Source organism: Pseudomonas migulae NBRC 103157, from assembly GCF_002091715.1.
GTDB classification, from domain to species: Bacteria; Pseudomonadota; Gammaproteobacteria; order Pseudomonadales; family Pseudomonadaceae; genus Aquipseudomonas; species Aquipseudomonas migulae_A.
In genome coordinates this window covers 13,037-30,506 of sequence record NZ_BDAG01000017.1, presented here as the reverse complement: position 1 = coordinate 30,506, position 17,470 = coordinate 13,037, and the positions used below count along the sequence as shown (strand labels likewise).

16 protein-coding genes are annotated in these 17,470 nt (G+C 57.9%); 2 read left to right on the top strand and 14 right to left on the bottom strand.

Annotated features, from left to right (window positions below; all coding sequences use genetic code 11):
- Positions 1-27: 27 nt before the first annotated feature.
- Positions 28-1,128 carry a hypothetical protein gene (locus PMI01S_RS14730; RefSeq protein ID WP_084320729.1) on the bottom strand — a complete coding sequence of 367 codons (1,101 nt, stop codon included), beginning with the start codon at positions 1,126-1,128 and terminating at the stop codon, positions 28-30.
- A 148-nt stretch (positions 1,129-1,276) separates the two neighbouring features.
- Here PMI01S_RS14730 and PMI01S_RS14725 point away from each other — a divergent pair, with 148 nt between their 5' ends.
- Both PMI01S_RS14725 and PMI01S_RS14720 read left to right on the top strand, forming a co-directional pair.
- On the top strand, positions 1,277-2,695 hold the full coding sequence (locus tag PMI01S_RS14725) for an aminotransferase-like domain-containing protein (RefSeq protein ID WP_084320728.1): 1,419 nt from the start codon (positions 1,277-1,279) through the stop codon (positions 2,693-2,695).
- Between the two features lie 547 nt (positions 2,696-3,242).
- Positions 3,243-3,521, top strand: coding sequence for a DUF3077 domain-containing protein (locus PMI01S_RS14720; protein WP_084320727.1), 279 nt, complete (start codon positions 3,243-3,245; stop codon positions 3,519-3,521).
- 54 nt (positions 3,522-3,575) lie between these two features.
- Here the strand turns inward: PMI01S_RS14720 and PMI01S_RS14715 are convergent, their stop codons facing one another.
- The 13 genes from PMI01S_RS14715 to PMI01S_RS14650 all read right to left on the bottom strand — a co-directional run bounded on the left by PMI01S_RS14715 (position 3,576) and on the right by PMI01S_RS14650 (position 17,263).
- Positions 3,576-5,090, bottom strand: coding sequence for a Fic family protein (locus tag PMI01S_RS14715; RefSeq protein ID WP_084320726.1), 1,515 nt, complete (start codon positions 5,088-5,090; stop codon positions 3,576-3,578).
- Between the two features lie 332 nt (positions 5,091-5,422).
- Positions 5,423-6,310, bottom strand: a complete 888-nt coding sequence (gene cyoE / locus PMI01S_RS14710; RefSeq protein WP_084320725.1) for a heme o synthase — start codon at positions 6,308-6,310, stop codon at positions 5,423-5,425.
- 11 nt (positions 6,311-6,321) lie between these two features.
- Positions 6,322-6,657 (bottom strand): cytochrome o ubiquinol oxidase subunit IV, encoded by a 336-nt coding sequence (cyoD, locus tag PMI01S_RS14705; protein WP_084320724.1) that lies wholly within the window; start codon positions 6,655-6,657, stop codon positions 6,322-6,324.
- A complete protein-coding gene (locus tag PMI01S_RS14700) occupies positions 6,658-7,284 on the bottom strand; it encodes a cytochrome o ubiquinol oxidase subunit III (protein ID WP_008044529.1) in 627 nt (208 codons plus the stop codon). It lies immediately after the preceding gene.
- Between the two features lie 3 nt (positions 7,285-7,287).
- The gene (gene cyoB, locus PMI01S_RS14695) at positions 7,288-9,318 is read right to left on the bottom strand and encodes a cytochrome o ubiquinol oxidase subunit I (RefSeq protein ID WP_084320723.1); all 2,031 of its coding nucleotides are present in this window, start codon (positions 9,316-9,318) and stop codon (positions 7,288-7,290) included.
- A 3-nt stretch (positions 9,319-9,321) separates the two neighbouring features.
- On the bottom strand, positions 9,322-10,266 hold the full coding sequence (gene cyoA, locus PMI01S_RS14690) for a ubiquinol oxidase subunit II (RefSeq protein WP_084320722.1): 945 nt from the start codon (positions 10,264-10,266) through the stop codon (positions 9,322-9,324).
- An 829-nt stretch (positions 10,267-11,095) separates the two neighbouring features.
- Positions 11,096-11,605, bottom strand: a complete 510-nt coding sequence (locus PMI01S_RS14680) for a disulfide bond formation protein B (RefSeq protein ID WP_084320721.1) — start codon at positions 11,603-11,605, stop codon at positions 11,096-11,098.
- A 314-nt stretch (positions 11,606-11,919) separates the two neighbouring features.
- Positions 11,920-12,696, bottom strand: a complete 777-nt coding sequence (gene aotJ / locus PMI01S_RS14675; RefSeq protein ID WP_084320720.1) for an L-arginine-binding protein AotJ — start codon at positions 12,694-12,696, stop codon at positions 11,920-11,922.
- Positions 12,697-13,001: 305 nt separating this feature from the next.
- Positions 13,002-13,454, bottom strand: coding sequence for a molybdopterin synthase catalytic subunit MoaE (moaE, locus tag PMI01S_RS14670; RefSeq protein ID WP_084320719.1), 453 nt, complete (start codon positions 13,452-13,454; stop codon positions 13,002-13,004).
- A 3-nt stretch (positions 13,455-13,457) separates the two neighbouring features.
- The gene (locus PMI01S_RS14665) at positions 13,458-13,700 is read right to left on the bottom strand and encodes a MoaD/ThiS family protein (protein ID WP_084320718.1); all 243 of its coding nucleotides are present in this window, start codon (positions 13,698-13,700) and stop codon (positions 13,458-13,460) included.
- Positions 13,697-14,170, bottom strand: coding sequence for a cyclic pyranopterin monophosphate synthase MoaC (gene moaC, locus PMI01S_RS14660; RefSeq protein WP_059406245.1), 474 nt, complete (start codon positions 14,168-14,170; stop codon positions 13,697-13,699). The genes PMI01S_RS14665 and moaC overlap by 4 nt, the downstream gene beginning before the upstream one ends.
- A gap of 237 nt (positions 14,171-14,407) precedes the next feature.
- Positions 14,408-15,802: a PhoH family protein gene (locus PMI01S_RS14655; protein WP_084320717.1), complete on the bottom strand. Its 1,395-nt coding sequence runs from the start codon at positions 15,800-15,802 to the stop codon at positions 14,408-14,410.
- Positions 15,803-16,138: 336 nt separating this feature from the next.
- Positions 16,139-17,263, bottom strand: a complete 1,125-nt coding sequence (locus PMI01S_RS14650) for a polysaccharide deacetylase family protein (protein WP_084320716.1) — start codon at positions 17,261-17,263, stop codon at positions 16,139-16,141.
- Between the last annotated feature and the right edge of the window lie 207 nt (positions 17,264-17,470).

The following is a 17,470-nucleotide window of genomic DNA, read 5'->3' as shown; positions in this document are numbered from 1 at the left end:
TGGAGTAAAAAACGCAAGTGCGAGGACTCAGTCGTGCAGCGACGCGTTCGCTCTGCGGTTGAGCCAGTACCAGGCGAGGATGCCGCCCGCGCCGATGGCCGCCAGTACCAAGGCGCTGTAGGGCGGCGGCATGACCCGCATGATCAACACCGTCAGCCCGGCACCGACGCCCAGGGACACTTCCTTGACGAACATGTTGTTTTGTTTGACGGAGAAGTAATCGAGATAGCTGAACGCGCACTCGGCGATGGACAGCAGCGCAACCCAGATCAACGCGCCGGCAAGGGTTTCGACGTGGAACGCATCCGGCGACGAGAGCACGGCGAAGCCGCCGATGATGATCCCGATGACCGCGACCACCTTGAAGCGCCCGGTGCGCTCGATCAGTTTCATCACTGGCACTTGGGCGAATACCACCACGGCGCTGTTGAGGATCAGCATCAAGCCATACCAGGCCGGCAATTCACCGGTCTTGAGCAGGATCGCCTGGGGCAGGATCGAGAACACGCCAAACAGCTTGATGCCCATGATGATGCCGGCGATCACCCACGGCAGTTTGTTGCGCCAGCCGCTGCCGTCATGGGTGACCGGGCTTGCAACCACCGGTTGGGTGGTAAAGGTCGCGCCCATGGCGATGGGCAGGCACAACAGGACGAAACCTGCGGCACCGAGGAAAAACAGGGTGGGCGTCAGCAGCGGCGACAGCAGGATCAACCCCGCCACCAGACTGCCCATGTTCATGGCGACGCGGTTGTAGGCAGCGCCCTCTTTGGTCTGGGCGGCTTCGCTCTTGATCAGGTAACCGGCAATGGCAATGCCGTAGGCGAACAACGCCGCCGCGAACATCACCATGCCCTGGTTGCTGGTGACCGCCAGCAGCAACAGCCCGAGGGCAGCACACATGAGTGTGACGCTCAATGACCGACGGCCCAGCACCAGCAATGTCAGCGGCAGCAGCAACAGCAAGGCCCGATAACCCAGGGCGAGGATGCTGTTGGTGGCGGTGTCGAGCCAGACGTTGGCCTTGCCCAGCACGGCAAACAGCGACACGGCGGTGATGATCCGGATCGTGAACAGGCGGATGTTGATCACCGGTTTGGCGACGGCGACCGTGGTTTGAACACTCATGCAACACCTCTGGAACCAGCGATTGTTCAGGCGTCCAGCGCGAACAATCAGGAAAGTCTGTAAGGTGATGGTAGAGAGAGTCGCTTGTTTTCATCAGAGCAAGTTCGTATAGAATCAAACGAACTTTACTGCCGGAGAGACCAGTAAAATGCAGGTTCAGCGAGCAGTGATCGCCGCCATCGAGTTCCAGCCGGGAGTGCCGCTGGTCCAGCAGATCGTCGATCAATTGTCGGTGGCGATCAGCCAGGGCGGGCTGCCTCACGGCTCGCGGCTGCCGCCGATTCGCGAACTCTCCGAGTTGATGAACGTGGGCAAGTCCACGGTGGTGGATGCACTGGACCGCCTGCGGGCCAAGGGTCTGGTGGTTTCACGCCAGGGTTCGGGGCATTACGTGCACCGTTCCACCGCCACGCTCAAGACCGATGCCGGCCCGGACCTGCAACCCCAGGACACCCTCAGCGTGGTCCGTCGCGCAGTGCTGCAGGACAACGGCGCGTTGCGCCCTGGTGCCGGTTTCCTGCCTTCCTCGTGGCTGCCGGCAGAAGAATTGCTGAAAGCCGTGCGCGGCACCCTGCGCGCAACCTCCCTGCGCATGGGTGAATACGGCGTCGCCGCCGGTTATCTGCCGCTGCGCGAAGCGTTGCGGGTCAAACTGGCGACCTTGGGCATCGAAGTGCCGGTGGACCAGATCATCACCACCGCCAACACCGTGCAGGCCATCGACATGCTGATGCGTCTGCTGGTCAAACCCGGCGACACGGTGCTGCTCGACGATCCGTGTTACTTCACCATGCACACCAATCTGGCCTTGCATGGCGCCAAAGTCATCACCATCCACCGGGGCATCGACGGCATGGACCTCGACGCCTTGGAGCAATTGCTGATTGCCCATCGGCCCGTGCTCTACATGACCAACAACACCCTGCACAACCCGACCGGGCACTCGTTCTCCCCGGCGCAGGTCTATCGCTTGCTGGAGTTGAGCCACCGTTATGGTTTTCACATCGTCGAAGACGATTTGTATTGCGACATGCAGCAACGAACAACGCCGCGCCTGGCTGCGGGCGGGCTGGACAATGTCAGTTACGTCTCCGGTTTCTCCAAGACCCTGACGGCCAACAGTCGTGTCAGTTATGCGGTGCTTTCGCCGCAACTGGCGGCACGGATGGTCACCCTGAAAATGGCCTGCGGTGGCATGACGTCGGAACTGGCGGAGCAGATTATCTGCACGATGCTCAGTGATGGCAGCTACGCCAAACACACCCGGCGCACGGTGGATCGGCTCTACGAATCGAGCAGTCGGGTGTCGGGTTGGCTGGTGGAGGCAGGGTGTTCCGTTTCATCGCTGCCGCATGAAGGGTTGTTTATCTGGACGCGATTGCCCGACGGGCATCATGCCGAAACGCTCGCGAGGAAGGGGCTGGATATCGACCTGGTGCTGGCGCCTGGCACCCTGCTGAGCAAAGCGCCGGACGCCAGTCACTTTCTGCGTTTCAACGTGGCGCACAGCGATAACGTTCAGGTGCGCGAACGGTTCTTCCGCCTGCTCGACACACCAAGTAACTAACTGACTGCCACTAACCTTGTGGGAGCGGGCTTGCTCGCGAATGCGGTGTGTCAGGCGCCATTAATGCTGGCTGATACGGCCTCTTCGCGAGCAAGCCCGCTCCCACAAGGATTGCGGTGATCACACTGTCGACTGACAGGATCAGACCGAAGTCATCTTCTACAAGATATGTCGCCTGACATGCTCACAAGCCACCAGATCGCTACGATTGCGGCTTCGGAAAATGCCGGATAGCTTGAGGTTGTCGCTGCCAATTCAGCGACCGGGCCTGAGAACCCGAGTAAGATGCGCATGCAACTGCGCCTAACTCACGATTGTCGGCGTTTTTTTACGCCCGAGTTTTCGTGCAATGGCGGCTGTGTGTGGGAGACCTTCGGGTCTGCCGGTTCCTGCATCTCCGGTTTCTCAGCCTGCGCACAGCTGCCACCCATTCGCCTGAGAACGAACGGGACAGCTTCACCTATGCAGGAGTTACAAATGAACGCTATCGATCTATCCGCTACACCGGTCATCGACCACCGCCCAACCTACGGACGGTGAAACCCCAATGACCAATCCCAAAGACCTGAAAACCATCGGCCTCACCCCCTTCTCCTACCACGCCAATCAACCGCTGTTCCGCATCAACCGTGACGTCCCGATAATCCAGGCGCTGCACCACGCCTCCGACCTGCTCCATATCGCCAAACTTCTCGCCTCAGACGCCGCCATGATTCGCGATAGCGACCGGCATGCCTGGGCGTCACATTTTTTGCAGGATATGAGCAAAGCGATTATCGATGATGTGGCGAAGGTGCTCGACGCACCGTGTAACAACCGCGCTTGAATGAAAAAGCCCCGCGATTCTTTTGAATGCGGGGCTTTTTATACGAAGCGTGATCTAGCAATCGTCAGCAACTTCGGCCCCGTGCTTTTCCTGTTCCTGATCTCGAAGCAAGGTCTGCGTGACCCGCTCGATGTAATCAAACACTTCCTCCTGAACCGAATACTTGTACTGCTTGCGTCGGTGCTTTGAGACCGTGCCATTTTGCGACAAGCACATCATTACCAGATTGGCCAAGTCACTGCCGCGGACGTCATATCGCTCATCAACCGCCTTGACGATTTTGTCGTAATTTTCGAGAAAAACCGTTTCTTCACGAAGCTCTACTTCAAGAGCTCTCTTGGCCATCTCCAGAGTGAATCGAACGCCGGGCGTGGCATCCCAGAAGCGGTATATTGCCGGATGGCCAGTGAAGTTGAAGGACAAGTTTCCCTGATCAATCCACCGCACGTCCCAGAACTCACGCGCGGGTCGGGAGAATTCCTGCAGGGTTTCCAGATACAGACGCTCCTCACGCTTCATTGCCACCGACACCGGGAGCAGCAAGCCATTATCCAATGCCCCCGCACGGCAAAGCGTCTGGTGAATGAGGAAGCGGGAAAGTCGACCATTACCATCCATGAAAGGGTGAAGAAAGACGAATCCAAATGAAATGATCCCGGCGGCGACCAGAGGGTCAATATGTTTTACCGCGTCATTCCCCAATGCCATCAGCTGTTCCATCAGCTCTCGACATAAGTCCGGTGCAGGCGGGACATACGTTACACCCGCTGCACCATGCAGACCGCTTGCCAGATGGTTCTGTTCATGACGGAACGCAGCGGCCATATCGTATGGATTGGAGATCGTTGCATTCTGGAGGGTCACCAAGTAATCCTCACTCAACGGAATGCGTTCATGAGCCTGTCGGAGCAACTGGATGAAGCGTCGGGACTTGTCTTCGCTCGGTGATTCCTTCTCGATGGCGAACGAGTCCTGGGTTTCGCTCAGATAGGCCCAGTTGATTGCCCGATCCATCATTCCTGAAGGCAGGTTCTGAATGAATTGCTGTGCACGCGCAAGGATATCGTGTTGTAGCAACGCCATGATTTGAGGTGTTCGCTCAACGGTGGCGCAGTAAGCCAGTGTTCCAATACCATTGAACTCAATACGCCAGCGGGAATTACGTTCCCCTGGCATAGTCAAGTACTGCTCCGGGTCGAACAAGGGGATGAAGCCTCCCTTCACGGGGGAGTTTTGGGTCAGCTCCTCACCGGTGAATGCTTCGTGGAGAAAGCAGGCCTTGCGGATGTAGATCCCGTTTGGAGCCTTTCGCAATTCGGTTTCGAGCGCTTGTGCCGGAATTCGAGGTAACGCCTGAGCCAGAATGGCAAGGTTGATCCCCTCATGCTTCAAGGCGAAGAGGACATGTCCGAGCAGATCGTCTGGTGCAGGTGCAATTGCAGGTGGGACTGCCAATGTCGCGCCGATTCGTTCAAGCCGTGTAACGGGCTGAACTCTGGCAGGTTGGCGCAAAGGAAACGCTGAAAGCTGCAGTGCGTCTTGCAGACAGGCATATCCAGCTGAGTTCATCGCGCAAATCCTCATTTTTGAGCAGGCCGCGCGATTTTTCTTTAGCGGGCCAATAAAATCTTAAGATTCCTAGAATATCTCGATTTTTTCTTAAGTGACCAGTTCTATCTCATTGCTCGTGGTTATAGCGGGATGCCCTCAATTGACGTGACTTACCCACAGGGGTTTGGTGGCGAACACAAAAATGGCGGCCACACAGATTCAATTGTGGGAGCGGCGGTGCGGCGATCCGACTTGCTCGCGAATGGGGCGACACGGCCCACCAGAACACACCCAATAAAAAACCCCGCACTTCTCTCGAAGGCGGGGTTTTTCTTTACAGCATCCGACGCTTAAGGCGCGTACGTCAGCAACAGCTCGGTCGGCACTTTGAAGTCCAGGGACATCATCACGCTCAACGCGGTAATGGTGAAGATCGAGAACACGAACAGCTTGCGTGCCCAGACCGTGTCATCCACTGCCTTGTAGCCGGTCCAGGCCATGTACAGCCAGTACATGCCCATGGCCGCGGCGACGGCGAGGTAGCTCATGCCGGCGTAGCCGCTGAAGGTCAGCATCAAGGTCGCCACGAGGAAGGCCAGGATGTAGATCAGGATGTGCTTCTTCGCCACTTGAATCCCGCGCTTCACCGGCAACACCGGAATCGATGCGGCCAGGTAATCGTTGAAGCGGAAGATCGCGATGGCGTAGGAATGCGGCATCTGCCACAGACTGAACATCACCAGCAACGTCAGTGCAGCCATGTCGAAGCTGTTGGTCACAGCAACGTAGCCGATCACCGGCGGCATCGCCCCCGACAGACTGCCCACCAGCGTGCCGTGAACCGACTTGCGCTTGAGGTACAGGCTGTAGAAACCGACGTAGATGACAAAACCGATCACTGCGAACAGCGCGGCCAACGGGTTGGCCACCTTGTACAGCAACGCAACGCCGGCAACACCCAGGACGGTCGCGAAGATCAGGGCCAGTTTCAGGGAGATCAAGCCCTGGACCAGCACCCGGTTCTTGGTGCGCTCCATCTTAAGGTCGATGTCGCGGTCGATGCAGTTGTTGAACACGCAACCGGAAGCCACCACCAGGGACGTGCCGATCATGGCGGCCAGGAAGATGGCCAGATCGACATGCCCTTTCGAGGCCAGGAAAAATCCGCCTGCCACTGAAAGCACGTTACCGAAAATGATCCCCGGTTTGGTGATTTGGATAAAGTGCTTCAAGGACATTCGGACTTACCTCACTTCGCCATCATGTTGGTGTGGATGCTGAACATGATCCACAACGACAGGCCAACCAGCAGGACAATCACGATCGCGGCGAACACAAACGCAATCACGTTGTTACGCTGCGCGGCGGAACGGTCCAGGTGGAGGAAGTACACCAGGTGCACCAGCACCTGGATCACTGCGAAGGCCAGTACGATCCACAGAGTCAGCGACTTCGGCAGCGACGGGTACATCACCAGGCCGAAAGGAATGACGGTCAGGATCACCGACAGGATGAAGCCGATAGCGTAAGACTTGACGCTGCCGTGGCCGGCGTCGTGGCTATCGTGGGAATGAGCGTTAGCCATTTACATAGTCCCCATCAGATAAACAACGGTGAATACGCAGATCCACACCACGTCCAGGAAGTGCCAGAACAGGCTCAGGCAGCTCAGACGGGTCTTGTTGGTCGCGGTCAGGCCATTTTTCTGCACCTGGTACATCATGATCGCCATCCAGATCAGACCGCTGGTCACGTGCAGACCGTGGGTGCCGACCAGGGTGAAGAACCCGGACAGGAAGCCGCTGCGGCTAGGACCGAAGCCCTCGGAGATCAACACGTGGAACTCGTTGATCTCCATGCCGATGAAGCCGGCACCGAACAGGAAGGTCATGGCCAGCCAGCCCAGGACCTGGTTCTTCTTGCCCTTGAACAACGCCAGCATGGCGAAGCCGTAGGTGATCGAGCTGAACAGCAGCAGAGCGGTTTCGCCCAGTACGTATGGCAGCTCGAAGATGTCGTGGCCCGACGGGCCACCCGCTACGTTGTTAACCAGTACCGCGTAGGCCGCGAAGATCGACGCAAACAGAATGCAGTCGGTCATCAGGTAGAGCCAGAAACCGAATACGGTCATCTCGCCCGAGTCGTGGTGATGGTCATCGTGCCCATGTCCATCGACATGGGTGTGTCCAGCATTGGTCACTAAGTTCGACATGGTTTAAGCCTGTTCCAACGAGGTTTCAACACGGGTGGCGGTGGCTGGAACTTTCCCGGCCGCTACCAGACGCTTGTGCTGCTCGGCTTCGATGCGCTCGATCACGTCGACCGGCACCATATAGCCTTGATCATCGCGGGCAGCGTGGATCACGAAGTAGCCCACGGTGCCGACCAGACTGACGATGGCCAACCACCAGATGTGCCAGATCATCGCGAAACCGAACACGGTCAACAGAGCCCCCATGACCACACCGGTCGCGGTGTTGTTTGGCATGTGGATCGGTTCGTACTTGGCCGGAGCCTGGTACGCGGTACCGTTTTCCTTGGCTTCGGTGAACGGATCGATGCCTTCGGCTTTTGGCAGCACGGCAAAGTTGTAGAACGGTGGTGGCGACGAGGTCGACCATTCCAGCGTATGGGCATTCCACGGGTCGCCGTGTTCGCACATGTTTTCCGGCTTGTTGCGGTCACGCACGCTGACGTACAGCTGGATCAGCTGGCAGGCGATGCCCACAGCGATCATCACCGCACCGAACATGGCGACGTACAGGTACGGCACCCACTCAGGGTTGGTGGTGGCGTTCAGACGACGGGTCATGCCCATGAAGCCCAGTGCATAGAGCGGCATGAACGCGACGAAGAAGCCCGAGATCCAGAACCAGAACGCTGCCTTGCCCCAACCTTCGTGCAGCTTGAAGCCGAACGCTTTAGGGAAGTAGAAGCCGAAGCCGGCGATGTAACCGAATACCGCGCCGCCGATGATCACGTTATGGAAGTGAGCGATCACGAACAGGCTGTTGTGCAGGACGAAGTCAGCACCCGGGATGGCCAGCAATACGCCGGTCATGCCGCCGATGGCGAAGGTCACCATGAAGCCCAGGGTCCACAGAACCTGGCTGGTGAAACGCAGACGCCCTTGGTAAATGGTGAACAGCCAGTTGAACAGCTTCACCCCCGTCGGGATCGAAATCAGCATCGTCGCCAGACCGAAGAAGGCGTTGACGCTGGCACCCGAACCCATGGTGAAGAAGTGGTGCAGCCAGACCATGAAGCCCAGGATCGAGATCGCGCCCGATGCGTAGACCATCGAGTGGTGGCCGAACAGACGCTTGCCGGTGAAGGTCGAGATGACTTCGGAGAAGATCCCGAACGCCGGCAGAATCAGGATGTAAACCTCAGGGTGACCCCAGGCCCAGAACAGGTTGACGTACATCATCGGATTGCCACCAAGTTCATTGGTGAAAATGTGGAAATCCATGTAACGGTCAAGCGTCAGCAGTGCCAGGGTAGCGGTCAGGATCGGGAACGAAGCCACGATCAGGACGTTGGCCCAGGTGCAGGTCCAGGTGAAGATCGGCATGTCCATCAGTTTCATGCCAGGGGTACGCATTTTCAGCACGGTGGCGAGGAAGTTGACCCCCGTCAGCGTCGTACCCAACCCGGATAGCTGTAGCGCCCAGATGTAGTAATCCATCCCCACGCCCGGGCTGTATTGCAGGCCCGACAGCGGCGGATAGGCAACCCAGCCGGTCTTGGCGAATTCGCCGACGCCCAGGGACAGGTTGATCAGCACTACGCCCGATACCAGCAGCCAGAAGCTCAGGGAGTTCAGGAACGGGTAGGCAACGTCACGCGCGCCGATCTGCAGCGGCACTGCAAGGTTCATCAGGCCGGTGAAGAATGGCATCGCCATGAAGATGATCATGATCACACCGTGAGCGGTGAAGATCTGGTCATAGTGTTCAGGTGGCAGGTAGCCAGGCGAACCCTCGGTGGCCATGGCCAACTGGGTACGCATCATGATGGCGTCGGCAAAACCGCGCAGCAGCATGACCATGGCAACGATGATGTACATCACGCCGATTTTCTTGTGGTCGACCGAGGTCAGCCACTCGGACCACAGGTAGGTCCACTTCTTGAAATAGGTGATTGCAGCGAACAGCGCCAGACCACCGAGCGCGATCATGGCGATGGTCACCATCACGATCGGTTCGTGGAACGGGACCGCTTCCCAACTTAATTTACCAAACATCGTTTACTCCTCTGCCCCGGCAGCTGAATGCGAACTCATGTCCATCCCTTCCACGGCGGCCACTTCGTGCTCTTTCTTCTCGTGGTGCAGCGGCTTGCCCGGTTTCATGCCTTCGTACTTGTCGACGATGATCTGGAACAGGTTCGGCGTGACCGAGGAGTAAAGCTCGACTGGGTTGTTCTGGCTTGGCTTGGAAAGGGCTTCGTATTCAGCTTTTTCAAGCTGTTTAGGTGCCTTTTTAACTTCGCTTACCCAGGCGTCGAAATCTTCCTGAGAAGTGGCGATAGCTTTGAACTTCATACCGGTGAAACCAGCACCGCTGTAGTTGGCGGAGATACCGTCCATTTCAGCGTTCTGGTTGGCGATCAGGTGCAGTTTGGTCTGCATGCCGGCCATCGCGTAGATCTGGCCGCCCAGCGCCGGGATGAAGAACGAGTTCATCACGGAGTCCGAAGTCACCTTGAAGTTGATCGGCGTGTGCGCCGGGAACACGATCTTGTTGACGGTGGCGATGCCTTGCTCGGGATAGATGAACATCCACTTCCAGTCCAGCGCGACCACTTCAATGGTGATTGGCTTGACGTCGGATTCCAGCGGCTTGTACGGGTCCAGCGCGTGGGTCGACTTGTAGGTGACATAACCCAGGGCAATGATGATCAGCACCGGAACAGCCCACACCGCGATTTCGATCTTGGTGGAGTGCGACCACTTCGGCGTGTAGACGGCGTCAGTGTTGGACGCGCGATATTTCCAGGCGAACAGGAACGTCATGACGATGACCGGAACCACGACCAACAGCATCAGCAGCGTTGCGGTGATGATCAGGTTTCGCTCATCCAGGCCAACCTGGCCCTTGGGATCGAGCAAGGTCATGTTGCAGCCTGACAGCAACAACGTGCCGATCAGCGGCAATAAGCCTAGTAGTCTGGGGTACCTGTTTTTACTCATCTCACGACCTCTAAAGCAGCTTGCGCAATGCAGTTGGGTTTTGATCGCCAACACTTCACCCTGCCAAGGGTTGGCATTTTCTTGGATTGAATAAGGGCTGCCCGTCGCGCGTCAGACGCTGCTCGACAAATCCTGGGCCAGCGGTGAGTTCTTATTCGAATTCGTGGTCAAAGGCCTTGTTACAGACCAATTCCATTTGGTGCGGATAGTTGGAAGGCACCGACACCAGAGGCGTCGCATGAAGCCATCCGGCCTCTCGACGTCCTATTGCTGCTCATGCACCTGAGTCAGGGTGAGCAGTGCCGGGATTTCAGTGCGGGCGATTGTAGATATGTAACGATTCATAAACCATGTCTCATCCCGAAATAATTTTTATCCATTCCAGCAACAATCCTTGACGCTTTTTGTAAAAGTGCGCCATGTTATCGAAATTGATTCTCAACAAAAACACCAAAAATAGTAGGTCTACCACACGCAGTTCAGACAGCATCGAAGGCTCTGCCCTCCCCTTCGACCCTGCCCAAGCCCCCATGTGACAAGGGCTCTGGCAATTCGCCAGGGCCTGTTAAAACTGCCTGTTCCGGGTTGCGGGAATGGAAATCGGCAGAGGCGCCAAAAGACCAATTTCATTGCGTAGACCTGTACCAATCCGGCACGCTGAAATGCCTTGCGACACTCGTGCTGTGACAACATGTCGCACATGTGTCGCACCGCTCGTTGCCGCACATCACGATCTTTTTACCCGGCCTCTGAAATGCAAAAACGCCCCGGCCCTCTCAACGAGGACCGGGGCGTTTTTTTGTGTCACGCGGCGATGGGGCGAGTGACCTCAGCGCAGCGTCTTGCGGTTACGCGAAGTGAGCAACGGCACCAGCACTACCACCAGCACAAACGCGATCAACGCCCACTGTGCCAGCGACAGACCAAGGATCGGCGGGTACGGCGTGGAGCAGAAACCGTCGACCTGGAACCCCAGCGGGAAGATCTTCGCCAACGGCAGGCCGTCGACAATCGGCTGCAACACATCGATGCCACAGCTGACCGCCGGATAGAACTGGGTATAGACGTGATGCCCGGCAACCCCGACGCCTGCCAGGGCGCAGATCACCACCAGGGTTTCAAACACAGTAATGCTGCGACGGGTGCGCATTGCCGCGCCGATGAACGCGAAAATCGCGATCAGCAACAAGGCATATCGCTGCAGGATGCACAGCGGGCATGGCGCCTCGCCCAACACAATCTGCATGTACAGCGCGCCACCGATCAGCGCCAGGCAGATGATGCCCAGCAACACCAGGTAGCGCCGCTCACGGCCCAACCGCATCGTTTCCTCGCTCATTGCGTTTCCCTTCTTGATATCGATTGACCGGAAGTCTACACGCTGGCCCGGGCGTTGGAGAGCCCGGGGCGCATGGAATAGGTGTCGGGAAATAAACGACAGGGCGGTTAAGAAGGGATTAAATTCGGGCATATTCGTGGAATGTATAAAAGCCGACGGCCTCCGACTTGTAGGAGCCGGCTTGCTGGCGATGGTCGTTAACGATAACGCGTGCTGCCTGGATCAACGCGGCGCACTTGGGTCCATCGCCAGCAAGCCGGCTCCTACAAGGGAAACGTGTACATCAGCGAAACCTCTCGAACCTGGACGTTCGGTCAGTCGCCGTAGATATCCGTCTTGAAGTACTTGTCCGAAATCTTCTGGTACTCGCCACTGGCGCGAATGCCGTCGATGGCCGAGTTCAGCTGGCTGACCAACTCGGTGTTGCCCTTGCGCACCGCAATCCCGGCGCCCTCGCCCACGTATTTCGGGTCCTTGAGTTCTGGGCCGACAAAGGCATAACCCTTGCCACGCGGCATCGAAAGGAAGTCGTTCAGCGGGATGGTGTCGGCAAAAATGGCATCGAGGCGACCGGCCGCCAGGTCCATGTAGATCTCTTCGTTGTTGCCGTAACGCTTGACGTTGATGCCCTTAGGTTCAAACACCTCGGTGGCGTAACGGTCAGTGGTGGTTGCGCGCTGCACCCCGACGGTCTTGCCCTTGAGGCTGGCGTACTGGTCATCCACGGTCGCGCCTTCCTTCATCACCAGGCGCGATGAAGTGAAGTAGTACTTGTGGCTGAAATCCACTGACTTCTTGCGGTCTTCGTTGATGGTCATGGACGACAGCGCCATGTCGATTTTCTTCACTTTCAGCGAAGGAATCAGGCCATCGAACTCACCTTCGACCCAGACGCACTTGACCTGCATCTGCGCGCACAAGGCATTGCCGATGTCGTAGTCGAAGCCGACGATTTCGCCTTTGTCGGTTTTCGATGCGAACGGCGGGTACGCTGCTTCGATGCCGATGCGCAGGGTTTTATCAGCGGCGAACAAAGTGCTGCACGCCAACAGGCTCAGGGCCAGACCGGTGATGAGGGGGAATTTCTTCATATTCGTTCTCTCGCGGGTTGTTGTTGGTTTGGCAAGACAGAAGAAAGAGCAGAAACAGGGGCACGCCTTTTTTGTACTTATAATTCCATACTGGACTTTTATGTATAAACCGTCAATCGGGGCGAATGGGGATGTGCCGGCCGGTGGTCGGGTGGTGATTCATTGGGAGTTTTGGTGTTGCGGATGGCCTCTTCGCGGGCAAGCCCGCTCCCACAGGTATTGCGTCGTTCACATAATGTATGAACGACGCAATACCTGTGGGAGCGGGCTTGCCCGCGAAGGCGTACTCAAAGGCGCCGCAGGACTTACTGCTTCCAGCGATCCGCCGCCGCATGATCACTGTCACGCCCCTCGACCCAACGCGCACCCTCGCTGGTGTTTTCTTTCTTCCAGAACGGTGCGCGGGTTTTCAGGTAGTCCATGACAAAGGCGCAGGCGTCGAATGCCGCCTGGCGGTGAGCGCTGGCGGCGCCGACGAAGACGATCGGCTCACCCGGCTCCAGAGCGCCGATGCGATGCAGCACTTCCAGCTTGAGCAACGGCCAGCGCTGCTCGGCCTCGGTGGCGATCTTGCCCAGGGCCTTTTCGGTCATGCCCGGATAGTGCTCCAGAAACATCCCGGCCACGTCGAGCCCGTCATTGAAGTCGCGCACGTAGCCGACAAAACTCACCACCGCCCCGACACCGACATGGGCGGCGTGCATGGCGTTGACTTCAGCGCCAGGATCGAACGCCGTGGATTGCACACGAATGGCCATGGCTCAGCCCCCGGTCACGGTCGGAAAGAACGCCACTTCATCGCCGTCGCTCACCGGCTCGTCGAGTTGGCAGAGGTCTTCGTTGCGGGCGCACATCAGGTTCTGCTCGCTCAACACATCGGCGCCATCGCGCATGGCCAACAGCGCGCGAACGTCATCGACCGTGGCGAAGTCGCCTTCGACCCTCACCGAGTCGACGCCCAATGCTTCTCTGTAACGAGCGAAAAACTTCACGGTGACGTTCATGGCTGATCCGCCTGGAAATGGCCGCTCTTGCCGCCGAGTTTCTCCAGCAGGCGCACGCTTTCAATGGTCATGCCGCGATCGACCGCCTTGCACATGTCGTAGATGGTCAGCGCGGCGACGCTCGCGGCGGTCAGCGCTTCCATTTCGACGCCGGTCTGCCCGGACAGTTTGCAGCGCGCGACGATGCGCACGGTGTCGTCACCTTCCGCGCTGAGCTCGACTTTGACGCCGGTGAGCATCAGCGGGTGGCACAGAGGAATGAGGTCGCTGGTTTTCTTCGCGGCCTGAATGCCGGCAATACGCGCCACGGCGAACACATCACCCTTGGGATGGCCGCCGCTGACGATCATCTGCAGGGTTTCGGGCAGCATGCGCACCAGCGCCTGGGCCGTCGCTTCACGGAACGTCACGGCTTTTTCAGTGACGTCGACCATGTTGGCGCGACCTTGGGAATCGAGATGAGTCAGCACAGGGTTACTCCTGATCAAGAGCCTCGATTGTAAACCTGCGGGTCAAATTTCCGCACGCAAGATTGCAAGATCACCACAATCAACTGTGGGAGCGGGCTTGCTCGCGAAGGCGGTGTATCAGTCGCCATAGATAGAGACTGACGCACCGCCTTCGCGAGCAAGCCCGCTCCCACATTCGATAGGTATCGGGCACAAAAAACCGGGCGGCTTTGGGGCCGCCCGGTTTTGGTGAGGCGATTACAAATGCGATTCGGCGTATTCGGCCAGAATCGAACGTGGCACCCCTTGCAGGGTGATGTGGACGCCGTTCGGGAAGTCCTTGAAGCGTTCAGTCAGGTACGTCAGCCCGGAGCTGGTCGCGGACAGGTAAGGGGTGTCGATCTGCGCCAGGTTGCCCAGGCACACCACTTTGGAACCGGCGCCGGCACGGGTGATGATGGTTTTCATCTGGTGCGGCGTGAGGTTCTGGCATTCATCGATCAGGATCAGGCTCTGCTGGAAGCTGCGACCCCGGATGTAGTTGAGGGATTTGAACTGCAACGGCACTTTGCTGAGGATGTAATCGACGCTGCCATGGGTGTTTTCGTCATCCATGTGCAAGGCTTCGAGGTTGTCGGTGATGGCGCCCAGCCAAGGCTCCATTTTTTCCGCTTCGGTGCCGGGCAGGAAACCGATTTCCTGGTCCAGGCCCTGCACGCTGCGAGTCGCGATGATCCGGCGATAGCGTTTGCTGACCATGGTCTGCTCGATGGCCGCTGCCAGTGCCAGGATGGTTTTACCGGAGCCAGCTGCACCCGACAGGTTGACCAGGTGGATATCCGGATCGAGCAAGGCGTACAGCGCCAGGCTCTGATAGATGTCACGCGGTTTCAGGCCCCAGGCTTCCTGGTGCAACAGGGGTTCCTGATGCAGGTCGAGAATCAGCAGCTTGTCCTCGTCGATCTCCTTGATCCAGCCGACAAAACCCTGTTCGTCGATGATGAACTCGTTGATATGCACTGCCGGCAGGTTGTCGATCATTTTCACCTGGTGCCAGGTGCGGCCGTGATCCTGACGGGTTTCGACATTCCTGACGAGGTCCCAGAAGGAGCCGGCCATGTTGTGGTAACCGTTGGGCAGCAGCGATACGTCATCAACCAGTTGGTCGGTGCTGTAGTCCTCGGCCGCGATCCCACAGGCACGGGCCTTGAGGCGCATGTTGATGTCTTTGGTGACCAGCACCACGGGCAACTTTGGCTCGCGCGCGTGCAGGTCGATCAACTGGTTGATGATGATGTTGTCGTTCAGGTGCTCGGGAAGAATGATGTTCGGTTCGGTACGTTTGCTCATCAGAATTGACAGCAAACCTTTTGGCCCACTTTTTCCACGCTGGATCGGTACACCCAGTTCAACGTCTTCAGGGCTGGCATCGCCCAGGGTCTTGTCGATCAGGCGAATCGCCTGACGGCATTCCGCAGCCACGCTGTGATGCCCGCTCTTGAGCTTGTCCAGCTCTTCAAGCACGGTCATCGGGATCGCTACGTGGTGTTCTTCGAAATTAAGCAGGGCGTTTGGATCGTGAATCAATACGTTGGTATCGAGTACATAAAGGATTGGCTGGTTGGAGGAAGAACTACGTCCGTGATCATCCATACTCGGTCACCTTTGTGGGAGCCATTCGACGCAATACCTTGGCGGTGCTGCGCCTCGAAGTGACTGCCGAATTCACCTGTGATGATTCAAGTGAACTGCACACAAACTGGGGTCTTGGGAGACGCCACCTGTGTTGCAGGTTTCGGCGGTCTGTCTTCGTAATACTCCAAAACCTGTGACAGAAAAAAGCACTTTGACGCTTTTTTGAAGTTTATTTTTCAGAGTGACGAATAGCCCTTGGCGTGCAGGCAATGTGCCGTTAAAGTCGGAAGTCCGCCTGCATCGAATTTTCTCCCGAAATCACCCCTCGCCCAATGTTTACGGGCTTTTCCCGCTTCAGCGAAACGCGTCCTGACAGTCCTCCCAACCGATCCCGCTCGGCGCCGTTTGCGTAATGAGCCAGGGCATCGCCGTTTTCACGCCATCCTGCTTGATGTTGAAGTTGATCACCCCGTGCCGCCACAACAGCATCAGGGTCAACACCCGCTGCGCGCTCTGGTTGGCCTTGAGCTTGCCGGCGCCGTCCTGGGCATCGATGTCCCACAGCGCGACCTGCAAGCCCTGGGACCTGAAAAAGCCTTCTGCGTCAGAACGGCGCTGGCCATCCGGCGGACGGAACAGCGGCACGTAGTTCTCCGGCAATTTGCTTTTGACCAGTTCGGCGCTGCGCCGCACCGAATCCTGCCAGTCCTGCCAGTGGCTGTGGGAGCGGAATTCCCAGCCTTGCACGCCGATGCACTGCGTCGAATAAGTCCCCTGCAGGCTCGCCACTGAACGCTCGCTCAGGCGCGCCTGAATATCCTTGCCGAGGACGAAAAACGTACCCGTCATGTTCGCTTTGCGCAGGTACTCGGTGACCCACGCCGTGTTGTCCGGCGCGGCATTGGCGGCGCTGTCGAAGGTCAACAGGAACAGCCGGTCATGCATCGCCTCGCCGTTGCGCTCGTAGTCGCCAAAGCGATCGACTTCGCTGCTGGTTTGCGGAAACAGCGCAGCCTTGCGCAACTGCTCGTCGAGGTACTGCGCATGGAACAGCCGGCTCGGTTCAGCCCACTTTATGTAGTAGCTATCCTCGCTGACCTGGAACTTGGCGGCTTGCTCGCGCAGGGTGGCCATGTCTTCGACCAGAAAACAGAAGGACGCATCCTGATCGCAGCTTTGCTGGGCGAAGTTGTAGTTGGTCAGCAAGCGTTGCCACAGGCGCTGACGCAGGTTGTTGACCGAATCCAGATTGATCGTACGCAGGCCCAGGCGTTGGGCCAGGCTCGCCTCGTCCAGCGATTCGCTGGCCAGGAGCACACGAGCGAACATCAGAATCTCTGCGCGCGAGGCGACATCGAACAGCGTCGGGTTGCTGAGCTGTTCAGGCCAGGTGCTGCGATCGAGCGTCGCCACATCGCCCGGCGCCGCAACGGCACCGAAACTCAACAGCCAGGCTGATAAAAGAAAAACGATACGCAATGGGATGTCTCCATAACAAAACCCGCGCGGCACTATAGCTGATCCGGCCCTGACGCCACGATCTCCTGTGGGAGCGGGCTTGCTCGCGAATGCGGTGTGTCAGCCAGCATCATTGTCAACTGACACACCGCATTCGCGAGCAAGCCCACTCCCACAGGGTTTGCATCAAGCCGTCGATCACCTATGGACTTGATAGCTGGAGTCATT

Excerpts from the sequence above, each read along its gene's own strand:
- cyoB (WP_084320723.1), bottom strand. The coding sequence starts at position 9,318 with ATGTTTGGTAAATTAAGTTGGGAAGCGGTCCCGTTCCACGAACCGATC.
- cyoA (WP_084320722.1), bottom strand. The coding sequence starts at position 10,266 with ATGAGTAAAAACAGGTACCCCAGACTACTAGGCTTATTGCCGCTGATC.
- PMI01S_RS14665 (WP_084320718.1), bottom strand. The coding sequence starts at position 13,700 with ATGAACGTCACCGTGAAGTTTTTCGCTCGTTACAGAGAAGCATTGGGC.
- cyoE (WP_084320725.1), bottom strand. The coding sequence starts at position 6,310 with ATGTCCTTGAAGCACTTTATCCAAATCACCAAACCGGGGATCATTTTC.
- PMI01S_RS14700 (WP_008044529.1), bottom strand. The coding sequence starts at position 7,284 with ATGTCGAACTTAGTGACCAATGCTGGACACACCCATGTCGATGGACAT.
- PMI01S_RS14655 (WP_084320717.1), bottom strand. The coding sequence starts at position 15,802 with ATGGATGATCACGGACGTAGTTCTTCCTCCAACCAGCCAATCCTTTAT.
- PMI01S_RS14730 (WP_084320729.1), bottom strand. The coding sequence starts at position 1,128 with ATGAGTGTTCAAACCACGGTCGCCGTCGCCAAACCGGTGATCAACATC.
- PMI01S_RS14680 (WP_084320721.1), bottom strand. The coding sequence starts at position 11,605 with ATGAGCGAGGAAACGATGCGGTTGGGCCGTGAGCGGCGCTACCTGGTG.
- cyoD (WP_084320724.1), bottom strand. The coding sequence starts at position 6,657 with ATGGCTAACGCTCATTCCCACGATAGCCACGACGCCGGCCACGGCAGC.
- PMI01S_RS14725 (WP_084320728.1), top strand. The coding sequence starts at position 1,277 with ATGCAGGTTCAGCGAGCAGTGATCGCCGCCATCGAGTTCCAGCCGGGA.
- PMI01S_RS14720 (WP_084320727.1), top strand. The coding sequence starts at position 3,243 with ATGACCAATCCCAAAGACCTGAAAACCATCGGCCTCACCCCCTTCTCC.
- aotJ (WP_084320720.1), bottom strand. The coding sequence starts at position 12,696 with ATGAAGAAATTCCCCCTCATCACCGGTCTGGCCCTGAGCCTGTTGGCG.
- PMI01S_RS14715 (WP_084320726.1), bottom strand. The coding sequence starts at position 5,090 with ATGAACTCAGCTGGATATGCCTGTCTGCAAGACGCACTGCAGCTTTCA.
- moaE (WP_084320719.1), bottom strand. The coding sequence starts at position 13,454 with ATGGCCATTCGTGTGCAATCCACGGCGTTCGATCCTGGCGCTGAAGTC.